The sequence below is a fragment of the Streptomyces sp. 3330 genome (genome assembly GCF_031456635.1).
Lineage (GTDB): Bacteria > Actinomycetota > Actinomycetes > Streptomycetales > Streptomycetaceae > Streptomyces.
In genome coordinates this window covers 51010-69165 of the sequence record NZ_JAVDVA010000010.1, presented here as the reverse complement: position 1 = coordinate 69165, position 18156 = coordinate 51010, and the positions used below count along the sequence as shown (strand labels likewise).

At 69.4% G+C, this 18156-nt stretch carries 12 protein-coding genes; 10 read left to right on the top strand and 2 right to left on the bottom strand.

Annotation, left to right across the window (positions count from 1 at the left end; translation table 11 throughout):
- Nucleotides 1-27: 27 nt before the first annotated feature.
- A complete protein-coding gene (locus J2X68_RS18450; protein ID WP_310433638.1) occupies nt 28-2706 on the bottom strand; it encodes a transglycosylase domain-containing protein in 2679 nt (892 codons plus the stop codon).
- Nucleotides 2707-3058: 352 nt separating this feature from the next.
- On the opposite strand from J2X68_RS18450, the gene J2X68_RS18445 reads away from it, so the two are divergent.
- From J2X68_RS18445 to J2X68_RS18430, 4 genes are all read left to right on the top strand, one after another.
- Nucleotides 3059-3742 carry a helix-turn-helix transcriptional regulator gene (locus tag J2X68_RS18445; protein WP_310433637.1) on the top strand — a complete coding sequence of 228 codons (684 nt, stop codon included), beginning with the start codon at nt 3059-3061 and terminating at the stop codon, nt 3740-3742.
- 44 nt (nt 3743-3786) lie between these two features.
- Nucleotides 3787-4869, top strand: coding sequence for an inositol-3-phosphate synthase (locus J2X68_RS18440; RefSeq protein ID WP_310433636.1), 1083 nt, complete (start codon nt 3787-3789; stop codon nt 4867-4869).
- A 106-nt stretch (nt 4870-4975) separates the two neighbouring features.
- On the top strand, nt 4976-6253 hold the full coding sequence (locus J2X68_RS18435; protein ID WP_310433635.1) for an MFS transporter: 1278 nt from the start codon (nt 4976-4978) through the stop codon (nt 6251-6253).
- A 115-nt stretch (nt 6254-6368) separates the two neighbouring features.
- Nucleotides 6369-6878: a hypothetical protein gene (locus J2X68_RS18430; RefSeq protein ID WP_310433634.1), complete on the top strand. Its 510-nt coding sequence runs from the start codon at nt 6369-6371 to the stop codon at nt 6876-6878.
- Nucleotides 6879-6988: 110 nt separating this feature from the next.
- Here J2X68_RS18430 and J2X68_RS18425 read toward each other — a convergent pair whose 3' ends face one another.
- A complete protein-coding gene (locus J2X68_RS18425) occupies nt 6989-8455 on the bottom strand; it encodes a CCA tRNA nucleotidyltransferase (RefSeq protein WP_310433633.1) in 1467 nt (488 codons plus the stop codon).
- A gap of 257 nt (nt 8456-8712) precedes the next feature.
- Between J2X68_RS18425 and J2X68_RS18420 the strand changes: the two genes are divergently transcribed.
- From J2X68_RS18420 to trxB, 6 genes are all read left to right on the top strand, one after another.
- A complete protein-coding gene (locus J2X68_RS18420) occupies nt 8713-11145 on the top strand; it encodes a DUF6049 family protein (protein WP_310433632.1) in 2433 nt (810 codons plus the stop codon).
- A 44-nt stretch (nt 11146-11189) separates the two neighbouring features.
- Entirely contained in the window at nt 11190-13463 is a 2274-nt protein-coding gene (murJ, locus tag J2X68_RS18415) for a murein biosynthesis integral membrane protein MurJ (RefSeq protein WP_310433631.1), read from the top strand.
- A 138-nt stretch (nt 13464-13601) separates the two neighbouring features.
- Complete coding sequence (locus J2X68_RS18410) at nt 13602-15317, top strand: serine/threonine protein kinase (RefSeq protein WP_310433630.1); 1716 nt, start codon at nt 13602-13604, stop codon at nt 15315-15317.
- Nucleotides 15318-15345: 28 nt separating this feature from the next.
- Nucleotides 15346-16089, top strand: coding sequence for an RNA polymerase sigma factor SigM (sigM, locus tag J2X68_RS18405; protein WP_310433629.1), 744 nt, complete (start codon nt 15346-15348; stop codon nt 16087-16089).
- A complete protein-coding gene (locus J2X68_RS18400) occupies nt 16086-16997 on the top strand; it encodes a hypothetical protein (protein WP_310433628.1) in 912 nt (303 codons plus the stop codon). The genes sigM and J2X68_RS18400 overlap by 4 nt, the downstream gene beginning before the upstream one ends.
- A 177-nt stretch (nt 16998-17174) precedes the next feature.
- Nucleotides 17175-18143: a thioredoxin-disulfide reductase gene (gene trxB / locus J2X68_RS18395; RefSeq protein WP_310433627.1), complete on the top strand. Its 969-nt coding sequence runs from the start codon at nt 17175-17177 to the stop codon at nt 18141-18143.
- Nucleotides 18144-18156: the final 13 nt, after the last annotated feature.

The following is an 18156-nucleotide window of genomic DNA, read 5'->3' as shown; positions in this document are numbered from 1 at the left end:
AAACACCCAAGACGGGCGACCGTGCGGCTAGCCGCCCGGGCCTCCGAAGAAGCCACCGTTTCCGTTGCCTCTGCTGTTGCTGTCCGACTCGGTGGCCGTGGGCGTCGGCGTGGTTTCCCCTGTTCCGCCGTTCTGGTTCCCGTCGGTCGTGCCGGCGCTGGTGTCCTGGCAGTCGAAGAAGTTGGAACACGTCTCGGACGGCGACGGCGAGGGCTCGATCTCCGTCTCGCTGGGAGTCGCGGACGGCGACGGCGACTCCTCCTCGGTCTCGGTGACCGAAGGCGTGGGAGTCGGGGACGGTTCCGCGTTCACGACCTCGCCGATCGGCTCGGGCTCCGGGAAGTCCTTCGCCTTCGTGCCCTTGAGTGCCTCGGCCATGTAGTCGTGCCAGATCTGCGCCGGGAAGGAGGCGCCGTGGATCTTCTCCTGGCCGCCTGTCCCGAACATCTCCAGGAACGTGCGGTTCTTGTTCGACTCGTCGTCGTCGTAGCGGAACATGGTGACGGCCGTCGACAGCTGCGGGGTGTAGCCCACGAACCAGGCCGACTTGTTGCCGTCGGTGGTACCGGTCTTGCCGGCCACCTCGCGGCCGGGCAGCTGGGCGTTGGTGCCGGTGCCCTTCTCGACCACGGTCTTCAGCACGTCCGTGACGTTGTCGGCGACCTTCGCGGTGAACGCCTGCTTCGTCTTGGTCTCGTGCGTGAAGATCTGGCCCTTCTCGCTCGTGACCTTCTCCACGGAGTAGGGGTCACGCTGCTTGCCGCTGGCGGCGAAGGTGCCGTACGCCCCCGCCATCCGGATGGCGCTCGGGTCGGAGATGCCGATCGAGAACGAAGGGAAGCCGCTGTTGGTGAGGCTCGACTCCTTCAGGCCCGCGCTGACGGCGGACTCCTTCACCTTGTCCAGGCCGACGTCCATGCCGAGCTGTACGAAGGCGGAGTTCACCGACTCGCGCATCGCCTCCCGGAGGTCGATCTTGTACTTGGGCGGAGTGCCCAGGGACACGTTGCCGTCATTGGTCTGGAGCCACTCCTCGCCCTTCTCGTTCTTCCAGACCGAACCGTCGTAGTTCTCGATCTTGAGCTTGTTCTTGCCGCTGAACAGGCTCTTGGGCGACACGATGGTGCGTTCGTCCTGCGCCTGCGACGAGCCCAGGTCCGGATCGCGCACGCCCCACGTCATCGCCGCGGCCAGCACGAACGGCTTGAACGTCGAGCCGACCTGGGCGCCGGTCTGGTCGGCGTTGTCGGTGAAGTGCTTGGTGGCGTCCTCGCCGCCGTAGATGGCCCGGATGGCGCCGGTGCCCGGCTCCACGGACGCCCCGCCGAACTGGACGTGCGTGTCCGTCTCCGGGCGCTGCTTCGGCTTGATGTTGGCCTTCTGGACCTTCTTGACCGCTGCCTCGAGCTCGTTGACCTTCTTCTTGTCGAAGGTCGTGTAGATCGAGTAGCCGCCCTGCTGCAGCAGGTCCTGGGTGATCCCGGTCGTCTTGCTGTTGGTGACCAGGTAACCGTTGGCGAGGTCGACGAGGTAGCCGATCTGACCCTTGAGGTCGGTGTTGGAGCGGGGGTTCTGCCAGTTGGGCAGGTCGGTGTACTGGGCCCGCACCGACGCCTTCAGGTGGCCGTACTCGACCATCTTGTCGAGGGTGTCCTGCATCTGGAGCCGGGCCCGCTTCTTGTTGGCGGCGGGGCTGGCGCCGACCGGGTCGACCGAGGTCGTGCCGGCGGGGTCGTAGTACGTGGCGCCCTTCAGCATGGCGGCCAGGAACGCGCACTCGCCGGGGTTGAGCTTGATCGCGTCCTTGTTGAAGTAGGCGCGGGAGGCGGCCTGGATCCCGTAGGCGTTGCGGCCGTAGTACGCGGAGTTCAGGTAGCCGGCCATGATCTGGTCCTTGTCGACCTCCGCGCCCACCTTGATGGACACGAAGATCTCCTTGAACTTCCGGGAGATCGTCTGCGACTGGTCGTTCAGCATGGCGTTCTTGACGTACTGCTGGGTGATCGTCGACCCACCCTGCGTCTGGCCGCCGCGGGCCATGTTGAAGACGGCCCGGGCGATGCCCTTGGGGTCGATGCCGCTGTCGTCGTAGAAGGTCTTGTTCTCCTGCGAGATCACCGCCCAGCGCATCTCCTCCGGGATCTGCGAGAGGTCGATGTTCTGACGGTTCGTCTCACCACCGGTGGCAACCATCTGGCTGCCGTCCTTCCAGTAGTAGACGTTGTTCTGGGCCGTGGCCGTCTTGGCGACGTCCGGGATGCCCACCATGGCGTACCCGATGCCCGCCACGGCCACCAAGCTGCCCACGAAGCCGACGAACAGGCCCGCGACGAGCTTCCAGGACGGCATCCAGCGCTGCCAGCCGTCCTTGCCGGCGCGCGGGTAGTCGATCAGACGCTTGCTGTCGGGCGCCGGTCGTCCACGGCCCCGGCCGGGGCCGGCCGGGGCGCCGCGACGGCCCCCTGCGGGGTCGGCTGCTCTACGCCGCCCTCCCGAGTCTCTCTGGGACGCGCGCCGGGCGTCGGCGCGGCTGCCGTGCGACTGCTCTTCGCCTCCGGCCCCGTGACCCAACCCGTAGTCGGAAGGAGATCCGGTGGCGCCTCGCGGTGCCGCGCGGCGGCCGGAGGACGGACCGGACTGGCCGCGTCGGGCCGCGGCACGTCCGCCTCCCTGCGGCTGCGGCGGTTTGCGACGGTGCTCGCTCATCGAACGATTACTCCTCGGGCAGGCGCATCCGTGCGCGCCTGGAAAAGGCGGCTGGTTTCCTGTCCCCCCGAAGTACGGATGCGGTCGGTCGCGCATTCACCCGTACTGCACCGAGGACCTCGACGCCCCCCGGCGTCTCATGGGTCCCGGTGGTGTGCATGGCGCACAGACTACGCACCGTCAAAAGCTGCCTAGCCCCGAAGTTCATACCAAACCAGGCAACTTGCCCTCAATGAATCGGTGATGTGATCCCGTTCACCTTCTCCCCTCTTGTCGCATCCGGAAGGCCGTTCTATCGTCATGATGTATCGAGTCGATACATCAGAGCGACTAAGGCCGAAAGGAGGCGACGATGAGCCGGCGTGCCGGGATCCTCGAGTTCGCCGTCCTCGGCCTTCTCCGCGAGTCTCCGATGCACGGCTATGAGCTGCGCAAACGACTCAATACGTCACTGGGTGTGTTCCGTGCGTTCAGCTACGGCACGCTCTACCCCTGCCTCAAGACGCTGGTCACCAACGGCTGGTTGATCGAGGAACCGGGGAACACCCACGAAGACGCCCTCGCCGCCCCCCTCGCGGGGCGCCGCGCCAAGATCGTCTACCGGTTGACGGCGGAGGGTAAGGAACACTTCGAGGAACTGCTCTCGCAGACGGGTCCCGACGCGTACGAGGACGAACACTTCGCCGCTCGCTTCGCCTTCTTCGGGCAGACGTCGCGCGACGTGCGCATGCGCGTGCTCGAGGGCCGTCGCAGCCGGCTGGAGGAGCGTCTCGAGAAGATGCGCGCCTCACTGGCGCGCACCCGGGAGCGCCTCGACGACTACACGCTTGAGCTCCAGCGCCACGGTATGGAGTCCGTGGAGCGCGAAGTGCGCTGGCTGAACGAGCTCATCGAGAGCGAGCGGGCCGGACGGGACCTGACAGGTCCCGCTTCCGGGGGGTCCGCTCAGCAGAACACCACATCTGGATCGACGGGCGGCCTGCCCCGCCCCGGGGACACCCCCGGGGCGGATCTGCCCGACGACACCGCCACGTGAGAGCTCATTCAGGGCCTCACTCGTACACACAGGGAGCAACCGGAATGGGTTCGGTTCGCGTAGCCATCGTCGGCGTGGGCAACTGCGCCGCCTCGCTGGTGCAGGGCGTCGAGTACTACAAGGACGCCGACCCGGCGTCCAAGGTCCCGGGTCTGATGCACGTGCAGTTCGGCGACTACCACGTCGGTGACGTCGAGTTCGTCGCCGCCTTCGACGTCGACGCGAAGAAGGTCGGCCTCGACCTCTCGGACGCCATCGGTGCGAGCGAGAACAACACCATCAAGATCTGCGACGTCCCGAACAAGGGCGTCACGGTCCAGCGCGGCCACACCCTGGACGGGCTCGGCAAGTACTACCGCGAGACCATCGAGGAGTCCGCCGAGGCCCCGGTCGACGTCGTCCAGATCCTCAAGGACCGCCAGGTCGACGTCCTCGTCTGCTACCTGCCCGTCGGTTCCGAGGACGCGGCGAAGTTCTACGCGCAGTGCGCCATCGACGCCAAGGTCGCCTTCGTCAACGCCCTCCCGGTCTTCATCGCCGGCACCAAGGAGTGGGCGGACAAGTTCACCGAGGCCGGCGTCCCGATCGTCGGTGACGACATCAAGTCGCAGGTCGGCGCGACCATCACGCACCGTGTGATGGCGAAGCTGTTCGAGGACCGCGGTGTCCGTCTCGAGCGCACCATGCAGCTCAACGTCGGCGGCAACATGGACTTCAAGAACATGCTGGAGCGCGACCGCCTCGAGTCCAAGAAGATCTCGAAGACGCAGGCCGTCACCTCGCAGATCCCCGACCGCGACCTGGGCGAGAAGAACGTCCACATCGGTCCCTCGGACTACGTGGCCTGGCTCGACGACCGCAAGTGGGCGTACGTCCGCCTCGAGGGCCGCGCCTTCGGCGACGTCCCGCTGAACCTGGAGTACAAGCTCGAGGTCTGGGACTCCCCGAACTCCGCGGGTGTCATCATCGACGCCCTGCGCGCCGCGAAGATCGCCAAGGACCGCGGCATCGGCGGCCCGATCCTGTCGGCATCGTCGTACTTCATGAAGTCCCCGCCGGTCCAGTACTTCGACGACGAGGCCTACGCCAACGTCGAGAAGTTCATCCGCGGCGAGGTCGAGCGCTAAACCGGTCGCTCACTCGGCACGCACGGAAAATCGCTCCTGCCAGGGCTGAGAAGGGTCCCCGGGTCGCATGACCCGGGGACCCTCCCCGTATGTGAGGCTGGGCCCCATGGCCGTCGTCCGTGATCTGCGCGTCCTCCTGCGCTTCGGGAACTTCCGGCGGCTGCTCGCGGTGCGGCTGCTCTCCCAGTGCGCGGACGGCGTCTACCAGGTCGCGCTCGCCACCTATGTCGTCTTCTCGCCGGAGAAACAGACCTCCGCCGGCGCGATCGCCTCCGCCATGGCGGTCCTGCTGCTGCCCTACTCCCTCGTCGGCCCCTTCGCCGGTGTCCTGCTGGACCGCTGGCGCCGCCGACAGGTCTTCCTCTACGGCAACCTGCTGCGCGCCCTGCTGGCCTCGGTGACGGCCGTCCTGATGGTCAGCCATGTACCCGACTGGCTCTTCTACGCCTCCGCGCTGTGCGTCACCGCCGTCAACCGCTTCGTCCTCGCCGGTCTCTCGGCGGCCCTGCCGCGCGTCGTCGACGGCGAGCGCCTGGTGATGGCCAACTCCCTCTCCCCGACCGCCGGAACGCTGGCCGCGGTCGCGGGCGGCGGTCTCGCCTTCGTCGTCCGGCTGGTGGGGGCCGACTCCGACGCCGCGGTGGTGCTGCTGGGCTGTGTGCTGTACCTGTCCGCCGCGCTCGCCTCGCTGGCCATGGCCGCGGATCTGCTCGGACCCGACCGCGATCTGGTCCAGCCCCGGATGATGAGCGCGCTCAAGGGCACCGCCCGCGGCCTTGCAGCAGGCCTACGCCACCTGGCCGACCCGAAGCGCCGAGGGGCCGCCTGGGCGCTCGGCGCGATCTCCCTGATGCGGTTCTCCTACGGCGCCCTGACCGTCATGGTGCTGATGCTGTGCCGGTACGCCTGGTCAACCGACCCGGACGACGGACTGGCCCTGCTGGGGCTGGCGGTGGGGGTCTCCGGCGTCGGCTTCTTCGTCGCCGCGGTGGTCACCCCGTCGGCCGCGGGACGACTGGGCCCGGCCCGCTGGATCGCCGTCTGCGCCGCGGCCGCCGCGGTCCTGGTGCTCGCCCTCATGCTGCCGTTCACACAGGTCACCACGTTCGTCGCGGCCTTCGTGCTGGGGCTGGTCACCCAGGGCGCGAAGATCGCCACCGACACCATCGTCCAGTCGTCCGTCGAGGACGGCTTCCGCGGCCGGATCTTCTCCCTCTACGACGTCCTGTTCAACGTCGCTTTCGTCGGCGCTGCGGCCGTCGCCGCGCTGATGCTGCCTCCGGACGGACGATCCCGCGCACTGGTGGTCACGGTCGCCGTTATCTACGGAACAGTTGCTGCCACTATGGCCCGCTTTGAGCGCCGCCAAGTGTCACATCAATGACACAGACTCCGGCTCCGGCTACAGGGTTGTCAGTGGGGGCCGGTAACTTACGTGAGTCTTACGTCGCGAGTGATTTCGCGCCACACGTCCAGAAGTTTTCTAGGGGGACCTCCAAGTGTCGACTCCGCCGCCCCACGGCCAGAACCCGTTCGCGCAGCAGGGCCAGCAGCCCTACGGCCAGCCGCCCCAGGCCCCCCAGGGCCAGGCGCCGTACCCGCCGCAGCCCGGTTACCCGCAGCCGGGTGCCGCTCCCTACGGCGCGGTCCCGCCGGAGCAGCCCCGCCGCAAGGTCAGCTTCAAGCTGATCAAGAACGTGGTCATCGTTCTCGCTGTCATCGGTGTGGGCATCGGCGCCTACATATCGAGCCGGGACGACGCCAACACGGCGGCGGTCGGCGACTGCATGCACCGAGGCAGCAGCAGCGACGACAACCCCGACCTCGAGGTCGTCAAGTGCGACTCCTCGCAGGCGCAGTACATCGTGCTGGCGAAGGTCGAGGGCACGTACACCGCGCTCACGGCCGACAGCAAGTGCGAGGAGAAGGCCAAGGACTTCCAGTACTCGTACACCGAGACCGGCGACGGCAGTAACTTCCTGCTCTGCCTGAAGGACTACACGAAGTAAGGCAGTTGCGGTGAGGGGCGGTGTTTCACGTGAAACACCGCCCCTCTGCATGTCCGCCCGTCGCCCCACCGGGGTCATGTTTCACGTGAAACATGACCCCGTTTCACGCCTCAGTCCTGCTCGGCCCACCACTCCTTGAGGGCCGTCACCGCTGCGTCGTGCTCCATCGGGCCGTTCTCCAGGCGCAGTTCCAGCAGGTGCTTGTAGGCCTTGCCGATGGCGGGGCCGGGGCCGACGCCCAGGATCTCCATGATCTGGTTGCCGTCGAGGTCGGGGCGGATCGCGTCCAGCTCCTCCCGCTCCTTCAGCTGGGAGATGCGCTCCTCCAGCCCGTCGTAGGCCCGCGAGAGCGCGCCCGCCCTGCGCTTGTTCCGCGTCGTGCAGTCCGAGCGGGTCAGCTTGTGCAGGCGGTCGAGAAGCGGTCCCGCGTCCCGCACATAGCGACGCACCGCGGAGTCCGTCCACTCGCCGGTGCCGTAGCCGTGGAAGCGCAGGTGGAGCTCCACCAGCCGGGAGACGTCCTTCACCAGCTCGTTGGAGTACTTCAGAGCCGTCATGCGCTTCTTCGTCATCTTCATTCCGACCACCTCGTGGTGGTGGAACGAGACGCGGCCGTCGTTCTCGAAGCGGCGGGTGCGCGGCTTGCCGATGTCGTGCAGCAGCGCCGCCAGCCGCAGAGTGATGTCGGGGCCGTTCTCCTCCAGCGCGATCGCCTGCTCGAGGACGATCAGGGTGTGCTCGTAGACGTCCTTGTGCCGGTGGTGCTCGTCGCTCTCCAGCCGCAGGGCCGGCAGCTCGGGCAGCACATGGTCGGCGATGCCCGTGTCGACCAGCAGCGACAGCCCCTTGCGCGGGTGCGCGGACAGGATCAGCTTGTTCAGCTCGTCCCGTACCCGCTCGGCCGAGACGATCTCGATGCGGCCGGCCATCTCCTTCATCGCCGTGACGACCTCGGGGTCGACCTCGAAGTCGAGCTGGGCGGCGAAGCGGGCGGCGCGCATCATGCGCAGCGGGTCGTCGGAGAACGACTCCTCCGGCGTGCCCGGGGTGCGCAGGACGCGTGCCGCGAGGTCCTCGAGGCCACCGTGCGGGTCGATGAACTCCTTCTCGGGGAGCGCCACGGCCATGGCGTTCACGGTGAAGTCGCGCCGGACGAGGTCCTGCTCGATGGAGTCGCCGTACGACACCTCGGGCTTGCGCGAGGTGCGGTCGTAGGCCTCCGAGCGGTAGGTGGTGACCTCGATCTGGAAGCAGCGATCGACGCCTTCGACGCGGGCGTCCTTCTGTACCCCGACGGTGCCGAACGCGATCCCGACCTCCCACACGGCGTCCGCCCATGGCCGGACGATCTTCAGTACGTCCTCGGGGCGGGCGTCCGTCGTGAAGTCCAGATCATTTCCGAGGCGGCCGAGCAGCGCGTCCCGGACCGATCCGCCGACCAGGGCGAGAGAGAACCCGGCCTCCTGGAAGCGGCGGGCGAGGTCGTCGGCGACAGGGGCGACCCGCAGCAGTTCGGTGACCGCTCGGTGCTGCACCTGGCTCAGGACGCTGAGATTGTCTTCGTTGGCGTTCGGCACAACAGAAGAGGGTACGTGGCCCGGCCGCCCGGGGGCGCCCCGATCAGGGGTGAGCGGACATGACCCGCGATAGCAGGGCAAGACGGTCTCTTGGCCTCTACAGGTCCACTGTCTCCCATACGCAGAGATAGGGGACGATCCGACCGGCGTCCACGATCTTGTGGAGCAGTCCGCGGCACTTCCCCTCAGCGCGCATCGTTACCATGCGTGGACGCACATTCCGACGACCACTGACGACGACGAGGGACGGCGAACGCGTGGCCGAGGCGGCAGACTTTCCGGGGATGACTCCCTCACCTGCCCGCCGGTGGCTGCGGCGCACCGGCGCACTGCTCGCCGGGGCGCCCCTGCTGGCCGGTCTCCTCCAGCTGCCCGCCGCCCCCGCGCAGGCCGCCGGACAGACCTCCGCCAAGGAGGCCTCCGACTCCGGCTCGGTCGCTGTCACCGTCGACTCGCTCAGCCCCGCCGCTCCCACCGACGGGGACACCCTGACGATCTCCGGCACGGTCACCAACAAGGGCAAGCAGGCCGTCACCGACGCCCACGTGGGCCTGCAGGTGGGTTCCGCGCTCACCACCCGCTCGGCGATCGACAGTGTCGCCAAGCGCGCGGACGACCTCTCCGGCGCCGACGGCTCCGAGGTGGGCGGCAAGTACGTCGCCGAGTTCGCGAAGCTCACACCGGGTGTGGCCGAGCACTTCAGCATCTCCGTACCGGTCGGCAAGCTCGACCTGGACGCCGACGGCGTCTACCCGCTCGGCGTCTCCCTCGAGGGCGAGACGTCCGCGCAGCCCTGGGAGCAGGTCCTGGGCATCCAGCGGACCTTCCTGCCGTGGCAGCCCGAGGAGGCGGACACCCCGACCGGGACGACGGTGCTGTGGCCGCTGGTCTCCACCGTCCACATGTCGGCGGAGACCGGTTCGAACGCGCAGCAGACGCCGGTCTTCCTCAACGACGACCTGGCCAAGGAACTCGCGCCCGGCGGCCGCCTGGAGCAGCTCCTGAGCCTGGGCAAGGAACTCGACGTCACCTGGGTGATCGACCCGGATCTGCTGGCCTCCGTCGACGCCATGACCGGCAGCTACCGGGTCCGGGGCGAAGGCGACACCACCACGGCCGGCACCCACCAGGCGGTCGCCAAGCAGTGGCTCGCCCAACTCCAGGACGCGGTGCTCGGCAAGGAGGTCGTGGCGCTGCCCTTCGCCGACCCCGACCTGGCCTCGCTCGCCCACAACGGCACCGGCGTCGCCGGCTCGCTGAGCCAGCTCAAGGCGGCGAGCGACGTGGCGGCCACCACCGTGGAGACCGTCCTCCACGTGACCCCGAACACCGACTTCGCCTGGCCGGTCGACGGCGCCGTCGACCCGTCGATCGTGAAGGTCGCCACCTCGGCAGGCGCAGACAAGGTGATCGCGCGCAGCGACAGCCTCGCGGAGGACGGCGATCTCACCTACACGCCCTCGGCGGCCCGGCCCATCGGCGGCGGCACCACGGCGGTGGTCGCGGACGCACGGCTGTCGACGGCGTTCAAGGGCGATCTGGCCAAGGCCTCGACGTCCACGTCCGCGGTGCAGGAGTTCCTCGCGCAGAGCCTGGCCCTGACCCTGCAGACCGGCAAGCAGCGCAGCGTCGTCGTCGCCCCGCAGCGCATGCCGACCGCGAGCCAGGCCCGGTCGCTGGCGAAGGCCGTCGGCACACTCCAGGGCGGCACCTGGTCGCAGTCCCAGCAACTCGCGGCGGCCGCCAAGGCCAAGCCCGACCCGGGCGCCACGACGAAGGTGCCGTCGAGGTCGTCGTACCCCTCCTCGCTGCGCAAGCAGGAGCTGCCCCGGTCGGCCTTCGAGCAGATCGCGTACACGCAGGACAAGCTCGACAACTTCAAGGTGATCCTCGCCAACGAGGCCCGGGTGGTGACTCCCTTCGGCCGGGCCATGAACCGTGAGATGTCCACGTCCTGGCGGGGCCGCAGCACCGCCGCGAGCTCGTTCCGCCAGGGTGTGCAGGCCTATCTCGACACCCTGACCGGCCAGGTCAAGCTGATCGACAAATCGGAGACCAAGCTCTCCGGGCGAAGCGCCACGATCCCGGTGACCGTGCAGAACAACCTGGTGCAGGGCGTCGACCACCTGGTCCTGCGCCTCACCTCGAAGAACCCGACGCGCCTCGAGATCTCCGACGAGGCTTACGCCGAGCAGCGGGTGACGGTCTCCGGCGGGCACACCACGACGGTGAAGTTCACCACGTCGGCCAAGGTCAACGGCCAGACGACGGTGGTCGCCCAGCTGTACACCGAGGACGGCCAGAAGTACGGCGAAGAGGTCGCCTTCGACGTGCGGGTCACCGAGATCACCGCCACGGTGATGCTGGTCATCGGTGGCGGCGTCCTGCTCCTCGTGCTGGCCGGCTTCCGCATGTACACGCAGCGCAAGCGCGCCGCGGCCCGCGAAGCGGATGAGACCGACGCGACCGAGGAGACCGGCGACGACGGTTCCGACGGCGAGAACGATGCCGAGGAGGCGGGCGGGCCCGCCGACGGCCCGGAGAACGCCGGGGACAGCGAGAATCGTCCCGAGAAGGAGTCCGGCGGCCGAGCAGGGACAGCCGACCCGGAGCAGCCGAGTGACGAGACCCCGGACACCGCAGTGGAAAGCGCCGACCCGTCCGGCACGGGTGAGAGAGTGGACCGTTGAGGATGTCGTGGCCGGTGGGCCCGGGACGATGAGGTGGGGTAACCATGAACGCGCCGTACGACGGTGACCGCGGCCAGGCCGCGGGCGGCTCGGGCCACCCCGAGGGCCCGCCGCCCGAGCACGGCCAGGTGCCGCCGCAGCACCCGGCGGACATGTACCTCCAGGACGCCTACGACCAGGACCCCTACCGGTCCCAGGACCTCACCGCGCAGGACCCGGTCGCCGAGGCGCTCTACGACCGTGCCGCGCACCCCCCGCCGCCGCCGGGCATGCAGCAGCCGCAGCAGCCGCTGTACGGCCGGCCCCAGCAGTCCCCGTACGCCCCCGACCCGCGCGTGTGGGCCCAGACCCCGGCGCCCGAGCCGGAGGGTCCCACCCAGTACCTGCCGTACGGCGACGACCCGCGCACGACGCAGTTCGTGGGCGTGGACGACCTGGTGACGCACTCCAGCGAGGAGCAGCACCAGCCCGACGCCTTCGCCCATCTCTTCCGGGACCAGCAGCAGGGCGGCGCCCGCTCCGCGGAGTCCCCGTCGGTGCCCGGCCCGGCCCACGCTCCGGGCGGTCAGGGAGCGGCGCCGGCGTACCAGGCTCCGACGGCGGCGGCCTCCGCGGCCGACCAGACCATGAACCTCACGGCCACGCCCGCCGCGCCCCCCGCGGCGGCCGTTCCCGCCGCGAAGAAGGGCGGACGTGCCGGTGGCCTGCTGAAGTCCAGCGCCGTCATGGCGGCGGGCACGATGGTGTCCCGCCTCACCGGCTTCGTCCGCTCCGCGCTGATCGTCTCGGCGCTGGGTGTCGGTCTGCTCGGCGACACCTTCCAGGTCGCCTACCAGCTGCCCACGATGATCTACATCCTCACCGTCGGCGGCGGCCTCAACTCGGTCTTCGTGCCGCAGCTCGTGCGGGCCATGAAGGAGGACGAGGACGGCGGCGAGGCGTACGCCAACCGCCTGCTCACGCTGGTCATGGTGGCCCTCGGCCTGCTCACGGTCGCCGCGGTCGCCGCGGCGCCCGTCCTGATCCGCCTGCTGTCCGACTCGGTCGCCAGCGACCCGGCGGCCAACGAGGTCGGCATCACCTTCGTCCGCTACTTCCTGCCCTCGATCTTCTTCATGGGCGTCCATGTGGTGATGGGGCAGATCCTCAACGCACGCGGCAAGTTCGGCGCGATGATGTGGACTCCGGTCCTCAACAACATCGTCATCATCGTGACGCTGGGCATGTTCATCTGGGTCTACGGCACCGCCGCCGACTCCGGCATGAAGGTCACGACGATCCCGCCGGAGGGCGAGCGACTCCTCGGCATCGGAGTCCTGCTCGGCCTCGTCGTACAGGCCCTCGCCATGATCCCGTACCTGCGCGAGACCGGTTTCCGGCTGCGGCTGCGCTTCGACTGGAAGGGCCACGGACTCGGCAAGGCGGCGACCCTCGCCAAGTGGACCGTCCTGTTCGTCCTGGCCAACCAGGCCGGCGCGCTCGTCGTCACCCAGCTGTCCACGTCGGCGGGCAAGGACTCGCCCGTCGACGGCACGGGCTTCTCCGCCTACGCGAACGCCCAGCTGATCTGGGGACTGCCGCAGGCCATCATCACCGTCTCCCTGATGGCCGCGCTGCTGCCCCGTATCTCCCGCTCGGCGGCCGAGGGCGACGCCGGCGCGGTCCGCGACGACATCTCCCAGGGCCTGCGCACCACGGCCGTCGCGATCGTCCCGATCGCCTTCGGCTTTCTCGCGCTCGGCATCCCGATGTGCACGCTGATCTTCGGTTCCTCCGGCACCAGCGAGGCCACGAACATGGGCTTCATGCTGATGGCCTTCGGCCTCGGCCTGATCCCCTACTCCGTGCAGTACGTCGTCCTGCGCGCCTTCTACGCCTACGAGGACACCCGGACGCCGTTCTACAACACGGTCATCGTGGCCGCGGTCAACGCCGGCGCCTCCGCGATCTGTTTCTTCGTCCTGCCGGCCCGCTGGGCCGTGGTCGGCATGGCCGCCTCCTACGGCCTGGCGTACGCGATCGGTGTCGGCGTCGCCTGGAACAGGCTGCGCAAGCGGCTCGGCGGCGACCTCGACGGCTCCCACGTCCTGCGGACCTACGCCCGCCTGTGCATCGCCTCCGTTCCGGCCGCGCTGATCAGTGGCGCGGCCTGCTACGGGATCGGACACAGCCTGGGTCAGGGCGTCCTGGGCTCCTTCGCCGCGCTGCTGGCCGGCGGGGTGCTGCTGCTCGGCATCTTCTTCGTGGCCGCCCGCCGTATGCGCATCGAGGAGCTCAATTCGCTCGTCGGTATGGTGCGCGGACGCCTGGGTCGCTGAGTCAGGGGGTAGGCGCACAACCATCGTCCGCCGCCGCGTGTCGTGCATAGCGGCGGACTGTGGGCACAATTGGGTTCGGCGTCGCACGGCGCGCACGGGGCCGGACGGCGCGCACTGAATGGGGAGGCAGGAACGACGGTGGCGGAACGGAGCACAGCTGCCGTCGACGTGGCAGACAACAGCGGTGACGAGCCGCTGACCGCACAAGCGGACCAGTCCACGGCCGACGGGGTGGTCAAGAACCGGGAGCAGGACACGGACAGCGACGAGGCACAGGGGAGCGGCGGGGCAGAACGTCCCGGAAAGGCCTCACCGCCGGAACTGCACAGCGGTCACAAGCTCGCCAGACGCTATCGCCTCGAAGAGTGCGTCACCCGTCTGGACGGTTTCAGCAGTTGGCGCGCGGTCGACGAGAAACTCCGTCGTGCCGTGGGTGTCCACATCCTGCCCGCAGACCACAGCCGGGCCCGTTCGGTGCTGGCAGCGGCCCGCTCGTCCGCACTGCTCGGCGATCCCCGCTTCGTCCAGGTGCTGGACGCCGTCGAGGAGAACGACCTCGTCTACGTCGTCCACGAATGGCTGCCCGACGCCACCGAGCTGACCGCGTTGCTCGCGGCCGGTCCGCTGGAGCCGCACGACGCGTACCAGATGGTGAGTCAGATCGCCTCCGCCATGGCCGCCGCCCACCGCGAGGGCCTGGCACATCTGCGGCTGAACCCCAACGCCGTTCTGCGCACCTCCTCGGGCCAGTGGCGCATCCGCGGCCTCGCGGTGAACGCCGCCCTGCGCGGCGTCACCAGCGACACCCCCCAGCGCACCGACACCGAGGCGATCGGCGCCCTGCTCTACGCGGCGCTCACCCAGCGCTGGCCGTACGAGAACGACGCCTACGGTCTCTCGGGGCTGCCCAAGGACATCGGCCTGATCGCACCGGACCAGGTGCGCGCCGGCGTTCACCGGGGCCTGTCGGAGCTGTCGATGCGCGCCCTCGTCAACGACGGCGCGACCGCCTCCCGGCACGAGGCCGCCTGCACGACGCCGGAGGAGCTGGTGAAGGCGATCGGCGAGATGCCCCGCATCCGCCCGCCGGAGCCCGCGTTCACCGCCCCGCCCGAGTACCAGCGCACGACGTACCAGCAGGGCACCTACGGCCGTCCCGCGTCGCACCCCGGCGCCACCCAGCAGGTCCCGGCCCCGCCGCCCCCGCTGCAGAGCCGCACCGGCAAGGCACTGAAGTGGGCGGTCTCCGCCCTCCTGATCGCCGCCCTCGGCCTGGGCAGCTGGCAGCTGGCGGACGCCCTGATGGACCAGAGCCGGTCCGACGACCCGGACCAGACCCAGACGACGGACGAGGGCGACAAGAACAGCACCGCGCCCAAGCCGGTCACGACGCTCAAGATCCAGGACGCCGCCGAGTACTACCCGGACGGCAAGCCCCAGCACCCCGACGACGCGAAGCTGACCTACGACAACGACAGCTCCACGTACTGGCGGTCGTACTCCTTCTCCGGCGGCCCCGTGCTCGCGCCGTACAAGAAGGGCGTGGGCATCGTCTACGACCTCGGCTCCGAGCAGAGCGTCTCGGCAGCCTCGATAGGGCTCCGCTACGGCGGCGACTACACCGCCGCGAGCCTGTACGCGGCCGATTCGCTGTCCTCGTCGGCCTCCCTCTCGTCCATGACGAAGATCGCCGACGCCAAGACGTCCGGCCAGGAACTGAAGATCTCCGCCAAGACACCGGTGAAGACGCGGTACGTTCTCGTATGGATCACCGCCGCGCCCCACGCGCCGGGCGATCAGTACAGCGACCCCGGCTTCAAGCAGGCCATCACCGACGTGAAGTTCACGGGCTGACGTCTCACCGAAGAGGGGAGGGGGTCCGATGGCGGAAGGCGCCGGACATGACGGAGCGAGCGACCAGGACCTCCTCACCCGCCACGTAGAGGGCGACCCCGACGCCTTCGGTGAGCTCGTACGGCGTCATCGCGACCGGCTCTGGGCGGTGGCCCTGCGCACGCTGGGAGACCGCGAGGAGGCCGCTGACGCCGTCCAGGACGCCTTGGTGTCCGCCTACCGGGCCGCCCACACCTTCCGCGGCCAGTCCGCCGTCACGACCTGGCTGCACCGCATCACGGTGAACGCCTGCCTGGACCGCGCCCGCAAGGCCGCTTCCCGCAAGACCTCGCCGGTCGACGACACCGAGCGCCTTGAGCGGCTGCTCGAGCCGCACGAGTCGGCCTCCGCGCCCGCCGAACGCAACGACCTGCACCGCCAGCTCCTCGAAGCGCTCGGCACCCTTCCCCCCGACCAGCGAGCCGCCCTCGTCCTCGTGGACATGCAGGGCTACCCGGTCGCCGAGGCCGCCCGCGTGCTCGACGTGCCGACCGGCACGGTGAAGAGCCGCTGCGCCCGGGGCAGAGCCAGACTCCTGCCACTCCTCGCCCATCTGCGGCCGGCCGGCGGCGGCAGCAGCAGCAGCAGCAGCAGCAGCAGAGAAAACGGCGCAGGACGGAACCGGGCGCAGGGGACATCCGTCCCACCGGCAGCGGAACCTCGGGACGAGGGGCCGGACAACGCCGGGACAGGCGATTCAGCTGCTGTGAAGGGCGGAGGTGGGCGAGCGTGACCCCGACGACAGACACGACCGGGCATCCGGACGTCGCGGAGATCTCCGACCTCGCCGAGGGCCTGCTCGCCCCTTCCCGGAGCGCCGACCTACGTCGGCATCTGGACGCCTGCGAGCTCTGCGCGGACGTCCACGCCTCCCTCGAGGAGATCCGTGGCCTTCTGGGCGCCCTCCCCGGCCCACCCCGCATGCCGGACGACGTCGCCCACCGCATCGATGCCGCACTCGCCGCCGAGGCCCTGCTGAGCGCCACGGCGCCGGAGACCACGGACGCCGCGCCGACGGTCGGTCCGGTCACGGCCGATGCCGACGCGCTCCATGTTTCACGTGAAACCACGACCGCGACGGACCGACCCGCCGGACGCGCCCGCGCCGCCACCGGCCCGGGCCGCAAGGACCGCAAGCGGGGCGGCCGCCGCAAGATCGCTGTGCTGGGAGCGGTCCTCACCGTCGCGGCGCTGGGACTCGGTTCCGTCCTGGTGTCGTCACTCACGGACGGCGGAGGGGCGGGTACTTCGGCACATCGATCGACCGCGCCGGACACCTTCTCCGCGAGCGGGCTGGAGAGGCAGGTCACCGACCTCCTCGCCGCGGCCGCGGACACCCGTGGCACGCACAGCCTCGGCATCCAAGGGCAGTCCGAGGCGGCATCGCCCGGTGCCGGCTCACCGAAGATCCTGCGGCAGCCCGTGGTGCCGTCGTGCGTCCAGCAGGGCATCGGCCGCACCGATGCGGCACTCGCCGTCCAGGAAGGCACGTACCAGGGGACGGCGGCTCTGCTCGTCGTGCTACCGGACACCTCCGACAGCACGCGGATCGACGCCTACCTCATGGACAAGACCTGTGTGGATCACCCGGCGTCGAGTCCGGCGAAGGTTCTGCTGACGGACTCCTACACCCGTCGCTGACGCCCGACGTCCCGTCCCGCCGCCGCGCTGTGTTCCCCCGTCAGCCCCTACGGTGTGGTCCCTCCGTGTGCCCGGACACACCGGGAATGCACGCCCCTTAGGATCCGTTGGGTGGGGTGAGAGTCCAAGTAGCTCCCACCGCTCAACCGATGCAGTCCAGAGACGAGGAATCAAGCCGTGAGCGACGTCCGTAACGTGATCATCATCGGCTCCGGGCCCGCCGGCTACACCGCGGCGCTGTACACCGCGCGCGCGTCGCTGAAGCCGCTCGTATTCGAAGGCGCCGTCACCGCGGGCGGCGCTCTGATGAACACCACCGAGGTCGAGAACTTCCCCGGCTTCCAGGACGGCATCATGGGTCCCGAGCTCATGGACAACATGCGTGCCCAGGCCGAGCGTTTCGGCGCCGAACTGATCCCGGACGACATCGTCTCCGTCGACCTCACGGGTGAGATCAAGACCGTCACGGACACCGCGGGCACGATCCACCGGGCCAAGGCGGTCATCGTGACCACCGGCTCCCAGCACCGCAAGCTCGGCCTGCCGAACGAGGACGCCCTCTCCGGACGCGGCGTCTCCTGGTGCGCCACCTGTGACGGCTTCTTCTTCAAGGACCAGGACATCGCCGTGATCGGCGGCGGCGACACCGCGATGGAGGAGGCCACCTTCCTCTCCCGCTTCGCCAAGTCCGTGACGATCGTCCACCGCCGGGACACCCTGCGCGCCTCCAAGGCGATGCAGGAGCGCGCCTTCGCCGACCCGAAGATCAAGTTCGTCTGGGACAGCGAGGTCGCCGGGATCCAGGGCGACCCGAAGCTGGCGGGGCTGAAGCTGCGCAACCTCAAGACGGGTGAGCTGTCGGACCTCCCGGTGACCGGCCTGTTCATCGCGATCGGCCACGACCCGCGCACCGAGCTCTTCAAGGGTCAGCTCGACCTGGACGAGGAGGGCTATCTGAAGGTCGCCGCGCCCTCCACCCGGACGAACATCACCGGTGTCTTCGCCGCCGGCGACGTGGTCGACCACACCTACCGCCAGGCGATCACCGCGGCCGGCACCGGCTGCTCCTCCGCTCTCGACGCCGAGCGCTACCTCGCCGCCCTCGCGGACGAGGAGCAGGCCGAGCCCGAGAAGACCGCCGTCTGACCCTCTCCCGCCC